Source organism: Asticcacaulis sp., from assembly GCF_020217185.1.
Classification (GTDB): Bacteria; Pseudomonadota; Alphaproteobacteria; order Caulobacterales; family Caulobacteraceae; genus Asticcacaulis.
This window is the reverse complement of sequence record NZ_JAIWNX010000219.1, coordinates 1-10000: the sequence shown is the minus strand read 5'-3', so window position 1 is coordinate 10000 and position 10000 is coordinate 1. Positions and strand designations below refer to the sequence as shown.

Annotated in this window: 10 protein-coding genes; 3 read left to right on the top strand and 7 right to left on the bottom strand. The window is 60.6% G+C overall.

The window, feature by feature from the left end:
- Window positions 1-2 precede the first annotated feature (2 nt).
- Window positions 3-767, bottom strand: coding sequence for an NYN domain-containing protein (locus tag LDL37_RS10855; RefSeq protein ID WP_290797967.1), 765 nt, complete (start codon window positions 765-767; stop codon window positions 3-5).
- A gap of 108 nt (window positions 768-875) precedes the next feature.
- Window positions 876-1544 (bottom strand): Tat pathway signal sequence domain protein, encoded by a 669-nt coding sequence (locus LDL37_RS10850; RefSeq protein ID WP_290797964.1) that lies wholly within the window; start codon window positions 1542-1544, stop codon window positions 876-878.
- 179 nt (window positions 1545-1723) lie between these two features.
- Here LDL37_RS10850 and ispH point away from each other — a divergent pair, with 179 nt between their 5' ends.
- Both ispH and rnhA read left to right on the top strand, forming a co-directional pair.
- On the top strand, window positions 1724-2674 hold the full coding sequence (gene ispH, locus LDL37_RS10845) for a 4-hydroxy-3-methylbut-2-enyl diphosphate reductase (protein ID WP_290797961.1): 951 nt from the start codon (window positions 1724-1726) through the stop codon (window positions 2672-2674).
- A 1-nt stretch (window position 2675) separates the two neighbouring features.
- Window positions 2676-3119, top strand: coding sequence for a ribonuclease HI (rnhA, locus tag LDL37_RS10840; protein WP_126420772.1), 444 nt, complete (start codon window positions 2676-2678; stop codon window positions 3117-3119).
- Window positions 3120-3349: 230 nt separating this feature from the next.
- Here rnhA and LDL37_RS10835 read toward each other — a convergent pair whose 3' ends face one another.
- From LDL37_RS10835 to LDL37_RS10825, 3 genes are all read right to left on the bottom strand, one after another.
- Window positions 3350-3736 carry a zf-TFIIB domain-containing protein gene (locus LDL37_RS10835; protein ID WP_290797956.1) on the bottom strand — a complete coding sequence of 129 codons (387 nt, stop codon included), beginning with the start codon at window positions 3734-3736 and terminating at the stop codon, window positions 3350-3352.
- Window positions 3737-3831: 95 nt separating this feature from the next.
- Window positions 3832-5943, bottom strand: coding sequence for a TonB-dependent receptor (locus tag LDL37_RS10830; protein WP_290797953.1), 2112 nt, complete (start codon window positions 5941-5943; stop codon window positions 3832-3834).
- Between the two features lie 98 nt (window positions 5944-6041).
- Window positions 6042-6563 (bottom strand): gamma carbonic anhydrase family protein, encoded by a 522-nt coding sequence (locus tag LDL37_RS10825; protein ID WP_290797950.1) that lies wholly within the window; start codon window positions 6561-6563, stop codon window positions 6042-6044.
- 449 nt (window positions 6564-7012) lie between these two features.
- Here LDL37_RS10825 and LDL37_RS10820 point away from each other — a divergent pair, with 449 nt between their 5' ends.
- The gene (locus tag LDL37_RS10820; protein WP_290797970.1) at window positions 7013-7807 is read left to right on the top strand and encodes a PhoH family protein; all 795 of its coding nucleotides are present in this window, start codon (window positions 7013-7015) and stop codon (window positions 7805-7807) included.
- A 68-nt stretch (window positions 7808-7875) separates the two neighbouring features.
- Here the strand turns inward: LDL37_RS10820 and LDL37_RS10815 are convergent, their stop codons facing one another.
- Both LDL37_RS10815 and LDL37_RS10810 read right to left on the bottom strand, forming a co-directional pair.
- Window positions 7876-8961: a D-Ala-D-Ala carboxypeptidase family metallohydrolase gene (locus tag LDL37_RS10815; RefSeq protein ID WP_197723592.1), complete on the bottom strand. Its 1086-nt coding sequence runs from the start codon at window positions 8959-8961 to the stop codon at window positions 7876-7878.
- Window positions 8961-10000, bottom strand: a 1040-nt coding sequence (locus tag LDL37_RS10810) for a hypothetical protein (RefSeq protein ID WP_290797947.1), incomplete at its 5' end; no start/stop codon positions are given. The genes LDL37_RS10815 and LDL37_RS10810, both read right to left, overlap by 1 nt.

The window sequence follows — 10000 nt, the reverse complement described above, 5'->3', positions numbered from 1 at the left end:
CCCTAGCCGTTATTGACCACGACCTTGAGGTGGCCCTTTTCGCGCAGTTCCGGCGGGTCATAGGCTTCGGGGCGTTCGATCGTTGATGGCGGCCCCAGCAAGCGCGTCCGGTATTTGGTCATCTGCGGCAGCAACGACGCCTCTAGGTGCTCGCGCTCGATCTCCACCACGCGATCGGCAAATTTGAGGATGTGCTTGTTGGGATAACGTCCCGGCGGGCAGACCAGCACCAGTTCCTTCTTCGGGAAACGTTCCTTGAGGTAGCGCGCCGTCGCTGCGTGGTCGCCATCGGCCGAGACCAGATAGCAGACGTCGAACAGGTTATCTTCGGCATCCGAGGCAATCGACAGAGCCAGATTGACGTCGCCCTGCTTTTCGATGGCCAGATGCCATTGATGTCCGCAGGCATTGCAGCCATCGATGGCTGACACGAAATGGCCTATGCGGCACAGGACACCGCGAGCCTGAAGCGCCCGCATATAGTCTTCGTGGCGCTTCATTTTCGACTTGTTTTGCGGACGGAAGGCCGAGCACCACACCACGCGCTTGACCACTTCGTCAGACGGACTGATCGCCTGCGCCAGCGCCTTGAGGTCCAGCCATTTCAGATAGGGCCGCTTATAGGCATCCACCGCGTGATAAAGGTTGAAGCCATCGTAATAGACAGCGGCGCGCTTACGGAAAAAGGGTAGCCTGAAACCGCCCCCTTGACCGCGTCCCGTTACCGGTGCCGTGCCATGCTTTTTGGCTTTATCTGGCTGCGACATGGACCCCGAAACGACGCAAGCGTTAACCCTCTGCTAACACTAAAGCGCATGTTTCGGCGTTTGTCAGTATCTTTCGGGTGACAGTTTTATTTTCACCCACCCGGAGAATTATTGCGGCTTGACCTTGGCGAAGCGGAAGCGCTTGCCCTGACGGTTGAAGTCCACCATTTGCGGCGTCACATCAAAGCCGACCAGAACCTCGAAATTCGATCCCGCCACGGTCGAAGAGGCGCGCGGAATGACGATGTTTTCAACGCGGGTGGCCACATCCACCGTTTGCTGACCGTTAAAGCGCACCGGCAGGTCAAAATATTCCTTGGCCAGTACCGCCTTGTCGCGGTCGGTCACCGCCACCCAATAGCGATAGGTGTTGGTATCGGCCGGGGCCTTCGGGCCCTTGCCCAGCGAGAAGCCGATGATCATGGCAATTTCAATCGGCTGATCACCCTTATAGGCGCAATCCGAAGCCACACCATTGATCTGACCGGTCCAGATGGCGTCCGACGAGGCTTCCTTGTTGTCGGCAAATTCGTGATAGCGAGCGGCTTCGTACAGCACCTTCACATAGGGGCACGGACCATCCGCACGACGCTTGGCCAGACGCAGGTCCTTCTGTTCCCACTCTTCTTCCTTTTTGGCGCGCTTTGACGCGTCATCTTCCGATTGATCGCGGTCACGGTCGCGATTCTGGGCTGAGGCGAGGTCGGGCAAAATCGCCGCCGAAGCGACACCGGCCAGCGACAGACCAATCAGAAGCGCACGCAATTTGGAAGACATTCAGGTCTCTTGAGCTTGAAAAGGCGAAAGGGCGCCGCGAAGCGCCCCCACTTAGTAGCGTCTCGCCTGCGAATGTCAAAGAGCTAAAGAGGGATGTGGGCGACTTCATGGCGAAGCGGTGTTGTGTATGATGCACAAACTCTATGGCGCGCCGCCGCGAAAGCGCTTATCTAAGCCCCATGCCTGATGCCCTTACTCTCAAACTGGCGACCCCGCGCGGTTTCTGCGCCGGTGTCGATCGCGCCATTCAGATCGTCGAACGCGCCCTCGAACTTTACGGCGCGCCGGTTTATGTGCGTCATGAGATCGTCCACAACAAACACGTGGTGGACCGCCTGAAAGGCTTGGGCGCGGTATTCGTCAAGGAACTGGATCAGTGTCCGCCGGACCGCCCGGTGGTGTTTTCGGCGCACGGCGTGCCGAAATCGGTCCCGGCTGAAGCGCAATCGCGTCAGATGTTCTTTCTTGATGCCACCTGCCCGCTGGTGTCCAAGGTGCATGTGGAGGCCGAGCGCCATCACGAAGCCGGGCGTGAAATCCTGCTGATCGGCCACGCCGGCCACCCCGAAGTCATTGGCACCATGGGCCAATTGCCCGAAGGCGTGGTCAAGCTGATCGAAACGGTCGAAGACGCCCGCAGCTTTCAGCCCGCTGACCCGAAAAACCTCGCCTTCGTCACCCAGACCACCCTGTCGGTCGATGACACCGCCGATATCGTAGCAGAGCTGAAGGCACGCTTCCCCGACATCTCCCTGCCGCACAAGGAAGACATCTGCTACGCCACCACCAACCGTCAGGAGGCGGTGAAGCGCGTGGCCGAAGATTGCGACCTGTTCCTCGTTATCGGGTCCAAAAAATCCTCTAATTCACAGCGTCTGGTCGAGGTGGCCCTGCGCGCCGGTGCGAGGGCCGCCTACCTGATCGACGATGCGTCAGAGGTGGACTGGAACTGGTTCGACGGCGCGAAAACGGTGGGCGTGTCCGCCGGGGCTTCGGCGCCGGAAAACCTGATCGAAGACCTGATCAAGGCCATCCACGCGCGCTTCGACGTGTCGATGAGCGAAGACAATGGCGTGCGCGAAACCGTGACCTTCAAGCTGCCCCGCGTCTTGGCCGAAGCGTCCGCCTGAGATGAAGAAGGTCACCATCTACACCGACGGGGCCTGTAAGGGTAATCCCGGCAAGGGCGGCTGGGGCGCCATCCTCACCTTTGGGCCACATGAGAAGGAACTCTACGGCTATGAAGCCGAGACGACCAATAACCGTATGGAACTGATGGCGGTCATCATGGCGCTGGAGGCGCTGAAAGAGCCGTGCGAAATTGATCTGCACGCCGACAGTCAGTACGTCCTCAAAGGCATCAAGGAGTGGATTCACGGCTGGAAGGCGCGCGGCTGGAAGACCGCTGACAAGAAGCCGGTGAAAAATGACGACCTGTGGATGCGCCTTGATGCCGCCCGTCAGCGACATAAGATCCACTGGCACTGGGTAAAAGGCCACGCCGGGCACGAGATGAACGAACGCGCCGATGGGCTGGCCAACAAGGCGATTACGGAAGCGACGGCGGCGTTTTAAAAAGATTGTGGGGCCACAGGCCCCACACCCTGTAACGGGAGTCCGCTGTACTCTCAGAGTCTGGTATTGAACCTGTCCAATGGCTCCAAAGTGACGGGGTGCGGGGCCTGTGGCCCCGCGTCTTTTCCTTTAGAGCGGGATGATTTGAATGGAAGCATCATCCCGCTCTAAATTTTTGTTTTGGCGCGATATTTTTGTCGAAAACCGCTCACACTTTTCGACATATCGCTCTAATCGAAGTCGAAAATATCCAGCATATCGAAGCCCTTTTTCTTCTTGCGATGGCCGTACTTGTCGTACTCGATCTTGCGACCGTACTTGTCGTATTCGACGGGCCGCCCGTACTTGTCCATCTGAGGCGGGCGCTGTTGATGATAGGGCTGCTGCGGGTAGGGTTGCGGCGGTTGCTGATAGTGCGGCTGTTGCGGCGGCACATAGGGGGCCGGTTGCGGCGCGGGCTGCGCCACAGTACCGCCGGCGGCCAGCGACAACAGCTTTTCCAGTTCACCGCGGTCCAGCCAGACGCCACGACACTGGGTGCAGACGTCGATCAGTATGCCCTCCTTCAAAACCTCACGGAAGTCACCCCGACAGACGGGACACTGAAGGGCAGACATGCGTTCTCTCCTGTAAAAGATTGTACAGTAGAGACATTGGCCCATAAGTGGCGCGCTTCAAGAGCCATTGCCTAACGCAATCGGTTCCACGGCGCTTAATTCCCGAATTTATAGTTCAGCGCCAGCTTGACCGCCCGACCATAATAGAATTGCTCCGCCTGTGTGCGGTAGCGCGCCGTTACCGTGCGGGTTTCGTTGGATTGAGCGCCCACGAGATTGGAGCCCGTCGCCACAAGGGTCAGTTTTTTGTTCAGCGGGTGCGACCAACTGATCTCGGTGCTCCAGTTGACACCCGAACGCGACTGTAAGCCCCGATTTTGCATCACGGTCGCCGAAAACTGGTACTGATCGCCGCTCAGGCCCGCGCGCTTGGGGCCGTCATATTGCAGCATCGGCTTGACCATCCAGAAGGTCGCCTCGCGCGGCCCGCCCGCCTCAATGGCTTCCGAACGGTTGCGGGTGAAGCTGGCGCTGCCGCTCTGGCTCCAGCGCCCCTTGCCCGGCAGACGCTTGACCGGAAAGCGCCAGTTGACGTCAAACCCGGCATACTGGGTCTGGCCGCGATTGACCGGGCGTGACAGGATGACCTCGCCGTCGATCAGGGTGTTGACGTTTTCGATGGCGTTACTGGCTTCGCGCATGAACACGCTCGCGCCCCACGACGAGTCCTTGTGCTCCCAGTCGTAGCTGGCCTCCAGCGAATTGACGAGGACGAGCGCCAGATCGGGATTGCCGCTCTGCGCCCAGGTCAATGACCCGCGCAGAATTTGTGCATCATATTGCCCCAGATTGATCGGATCGAGGCGGCGGCTATAGCTGAAGCGTATCTTGCCGTCTTCTCCCCAGGCGCGGCTGAGGTGAAGGGAGGGGAACCATTCCGTCTCCCCGCCCCGACGCCCGGCAATATCGCGGCGGCGATCTTCGACACGCAGACCCGGCATGGCCGTCCACTTGCCCGACAGGGGCCATTGCAGGGTGACATAGGCCGCGGCCGTCGTCTCGCGCCCGGCAAAGCGGCTGTCATAGTCGATCAGTCCCGGCATATCGCTGTCGAGTGATCGCGCCATATGCAGCCTCTGTCTCTGCCAGTCGAAACCGGCACTGAGCAGTTTGTTACCCCCCAGCGGCTTCTCGTAATCGGCCTTGATCTCCTGCCCGTGGTCGCGCTGAATATCGCTGACCCGATTGATGCCCGTACTCGCGCCCATGTATTCATAGAGCGTAGAATCGCGCGTATGGTTGAGTTCGTCGCTGACCTCGACCGTCAGCCGTTCCCCTTTGTCATCGGCAAAGGTGTAGTTCAGTTCGTAAGCCCACAGGCGCAGGAACCACGGCTCATAGGAACGTTCACTCGTCTTACCTTCGGCGCTGTCGTCATAGGCCGTCAGGTTATTGCCGGTCCAACTGGCCTCACTTTGCCGGACCTTCAGCTTCAGCGAACTGCGCGGCCCCAGCTTGTAGCCCCCGCGTAAGCCGATATTGCGCCATTGGTTGTCACTGATATTGATGCCCTCTTCGCGCAGACGGCCCGTTACCTGCCCTTGGGCATTGATGTAGTCACGCGTGGAAAACGAGCGATTTTTCGTCGGCCCGCCATTGGCTGACAGGCTGAGACCCCACGACCACGGCCCCTTGCCGTCGTCATAGCTGAGCGTGGCCCCATAGCGATCACGCGAGTGCGCCCAGAGCGAGGCAGACCCTCTGCGCACGACCTTACCGCGCGGCTTTTTGGTGATGATATTGATAATGCCTTTGCTGGTGGCCGCCGCGTACTGGGCCGAAGGGTTGGTGATGACCTCAATGCGCTCGATCTCCGATGCCGGCAGCATACGCAGCACCTGCTTGCCCTCCGCCGGAGGCTTGCCATCGACCCAGATGGTCACACCGGAGTCGCCGCGCAGAAGAACCTTGTCATCGGGGGTGACGGTGACCGAGGGCACCTTGGACAACACATCGCTCAATTGCCCGGTGGTCGCCTGGGGGTCGGTCTTGATGTCATAGACGCGACGGTCAATGCGCGTGCCGGCGCTTTTGCTGGCCGTGACGGTGATTTCTTCGATGGCTTCGCCGGGTTTGGCGTCTTTTTCAGCGGTGGCAGGCGCCGCTTGAGCGGTTTGCGTGGCCTCTTGCGCCTGAACCGCCGTCGCCAGCACCAATCCCGCCAGCAACCCGGCGGCGGCCACCCCATAAACCAAGCGTCTCTTCATCAAGCCCCCCAAAGTGTCGGCATCCCCTTATCCCACTGACACACGCAATCAAGGCGAGATTCCGGCAAACCCAACCTCAGCGACACACGAGCGCGTGATCAGAGAGGGGTAAGGCCCTTGGCAAATCTCTGGGCATTCCACACATAGTGATCCGCCGACAGAGTGAGCCGCGCGATCTGATCTTCGGTCAGTTCGCGCGCCACCCGCGCCGGAGACCCGATCAGCAGCACGCCATCCGGGAAGACCTTGCCTTCCGGCACCAGCGCCCCGGCCCCGACGATCGAGTTCCGGCCGATCACCGCGCGATTGAGCACCACCGCATTGATGCCGATCAGACTGTTGTCGCCGACCGTGCAGCCGTGCAGCATGGCCTTGTGCCCGACCGTCACCCCCTCGCCGATCGTCAGGGGCGATCCGGGGTCGGAATGCAGCACCGATCCGTCCTGAATATTGCTGCGTGCCCCGATCGTCATGGGCTCGTTATCGGCGCGCAGCACGGCGTTGAACCATACGCTAGCGCCGTCCCCCAGGCGCACATTACCGATCACCTGCGCCGAAGGGGCGATCCATACGCCTTCGCCCAGCGTTGGCGAAACGCCGTCCAAAGCAAAAACCGTCATCGCGGCCCTGTCCTCCTGATTGTTTCCTTACGCTTATGAGCGTGAGATAGGGCCTGTGGCAAGCCTTTGGCGGTCGTCGCGCGAAATTCCATTATTTCGCGCATGCACAAAAGTTTTCCACAACCCATTTAAGAACTCGGTAAGCATTCTGCCGGAATCTGGTACTGTTCTTTAGGGGGAATCACCAGAGCCCCCCAACAGGACCCGGCGACATCCGGCCCGTTACCTTTCAAGAGGTTTTCAGTGGCTCACAGGTACGTGTTTGCACCCGAAAATGTCCCCCCGCCCCCGGCGGTGCGGCCCCAAGGATGCGACACACCCGGACGCGCCCGCCTTTCCTCCCCTGACGCATACGCGAAGACGAACCCTTATCCGGTTTTGTCTTTTTTTGTGCCTCAAATCCCGCTCTTGCTGACGCGCACTGACCGGACGCCTGCACTGCGATCCGGCTGGCGCTTTATTTTAAGGAGGCTGTCATGACCAAGCGTTCCACCAAGCGTTTTCTGCGCGAAGGTACTCTCGATGCCGAAGAATATGCCCGCGACACCAAGGTGCGCCGCATTTCCGTGCATCACGCCGCCTGGTCGCCGGTAGCCCCGGCAAACGAAGAAAGGGACCAGAGCTACGTCAAAACCATCAAGGCCAAGTCCGACGGACAGGCGCAGCTCCTGACCGCCATTGACGAGAAAAACCTCGTTCTGGCGCTGGGGCCGGCCGGCACGGGTAAGACCTACCTCGCCATTGCTAAGGCCGTTGAGGCGCTGGAGGCCGGGAAGGTCGGGCGCATCGTCCTGTCGCGCCCGGCGGTCGAGGCCGGGGAGTCGATCGGCTTCCTGCCCGGCGATATGGAGGACAAGCTGGCGCCCTATCTGCGCCCGCTGTATGACGCCCTGACCGACCGCCTCAGCATGAAGCGCGTCAAGGCGCTGATGCAGGAAGGCCTGATCGAGATTGCGCCGGTCGGCTATATGCGCGGCCGCACGCTGAACAACGCCTTTGTGGTCATCGACGAAGCGCAGAACTGCACCTATACGCAGCTCAAAATGCTGCTGACGCGCCTCGGCTGGAACTCGACCATGATCGTCACCGGTGACCCGAACCAGTCGGACCTGCTGCCCGGCCTGTCGGGTCTGGCCGATGTGGCGGCGAAGTTCGAAACACTCGATACCGTGGCCGTGGTACAGTTGAAGGACAAGGACATCGTCCGTCACCCTCTGGTCGCGCAAATGCTCGGCGTTTTGTAAGCGCAGGTAAGATTTTGAGTGGAAAGGGCGGGGTTTCTCCGCCCTTTTTCTTTTAAGCTCTGAAAAAACTACAGCACGAGCGGGCGATAGGCCGTCGGGGTTACGCTGAAATCAGCGCGCAGGGCCTGACGGCGCGGCGTGTCGGAGAAGCCGATATGCACCCACGTCCCCTCATAGATCAGCTGATCAAACACGATATCGCTGGCCATGATCTTGCGGCAGATATCGAGCGGCGTGCCAAAGCGCTGCGATACAAAATCCACCGCCCGGCCGATCATGTGGGCACTGGTCTTTGAGCCGCCGATTTTGGCATTGAGCGTCGGGCCGCGATAGCCGCTGCGCACCGTGATAGGCTGCCCCAGAAGCGCGCGCACCTTGTCCATGCGCTGCGCCGTGTCCTTGAGATTGGCCAGATGCTCAGGTGTCGGCGTGTTGTCGATGCCGTTGCGTTCCGCAATATCGGACTGGGTCAGTTCTTCCAGCGTGAAATACTGGCTGAGCGGCGTATAGCCCGGATAGCTGGGCGGCAGGACCGGCTCCGGCCACACCTGTTTGGCGCGTTCATATAGCGCCTTACGGTGATCGAGGCCGTTGGTCCCACCATTGATGATGCGCGTGATGCCGACAAGGTCATCGGCATCGGCCAGTGCGTTGAGGTTTTTGGCACGCCAGAAGGCCGCAGACGCGCGCGCCGCCGTCTCCGCCTCTTCCAGCTTTTGCGGTTGCTCGGCCAGCGGCAGGCCCGTCAGTTCGCCGTAGCGCGTATAGTTGGCCCGCCCGGTGATCATAATAAAACCGCGCCCGATATAGCGGAAGCCGTCGCCGGGCTCGACATTACCCAGTTCGGGGCGGTTGCCATAGATGGCTTCGGCAATGGCCGCCTTGCCCTCATTCACCAACCGCTGAGCGTTTTCCAGCGAGCCCACGCGTTTGGGGAAGGTCTTGTAGAGGCCCTGCGCGCTGTAGTTCAGATTTTCGACCAGCGCCCGGAAATTATCGCACTCATGCGCCAGTTGCGCCATGAAGTGCGCGACCCGCCGCGGCGTGTCGATACCGTATTCGACCCGCGCCGCTTCCAGTGCCGGAGCATAGACGGCGATGCGCGTCGCATTGGCCTGCGGCGACAGGGCCTTAAGCGTGTCCGCCGTAATCATCAGTAGTCCCTCGGCCGCAGCGACGGATCGGGCAAGGCGTCGTCAGCCTCCACCACCTGAGCCGGAACCGCTGCCAGTGCCGGGACGGTCGCGGTGGTGGTCACGGCGGATGAGGTCGGCAGGGTAATGACGCGCATCGTCGTCTCATCCGCGAAGGGCTGAAGCGGCGTGAAGGTCGAGGCCGGCGGTGGCGCGCCCCCTTTGAAGGTCGAGCGCACCGTCATCAGCTTGCTCAACACGTCAAACCAAAAGGGCGCCCCCAGCGTGACGGCAAAGGCCGTCATCACCCAGCCTGAAATCAGCGCCACCATCGGCAGCACGTTAAACAGCGCATTGTCGCCAAGCGTCGGCGTCCCGTTATAGGCATTGGTGGCGATCTCAATCGTGCGCCCGACGGCCAGTTGCGCATTGTGCCACCACTGATCCGGACGATTGAGCCGGAAATCCGGGGCCGGTGTCTTTGGTTCCTTGCTGGGCGGGCATTTGCGGTTGTCGTGCAGCGGCGTGTCATTGCCGCAGAAGCGGAACAGGTGCTGCATACTGTCCATGGTGGTAGCGTTCCACCCCAAGGGCAGGCCCAGACGACTCAAAGGGTTATCCAGACTGGCCGTCGCTTCCACGCCCTTGGCAGCGGTGTCGGTGTAGTATTGCTGCGCCGAGGCCTCGACCGCCTTGCGCAGGCTGGGCGAGCGGTAGAGCGTATCGGCAATCACCACCGTGTTGACGTTCATCACGACGCAGGCGACAAGGCTGAACCAGAACAGGATGGTCTGCGTCTCATGGCGATACCAGCCGGACACGCGGTCCATGGTGGCGTTGAACCACTGCTCTAAAAAGGTGCGCGCCTTGTTCATATCGCCATCGGCGGTATTGACCGCCAGTTGCACCACCCTGGCCAGACGCGGATTGTTGAGGTTGTGGGTAGCGTTCAGCACGGCCTGCGGGTCGAGACGCCCGGACTGAGTCTGACCGCCCTTTTCGCTGATCATATCCAGAACGACAAAGGCAAAGTGCTCGGCCGGTATGTAGGACGGCAGTT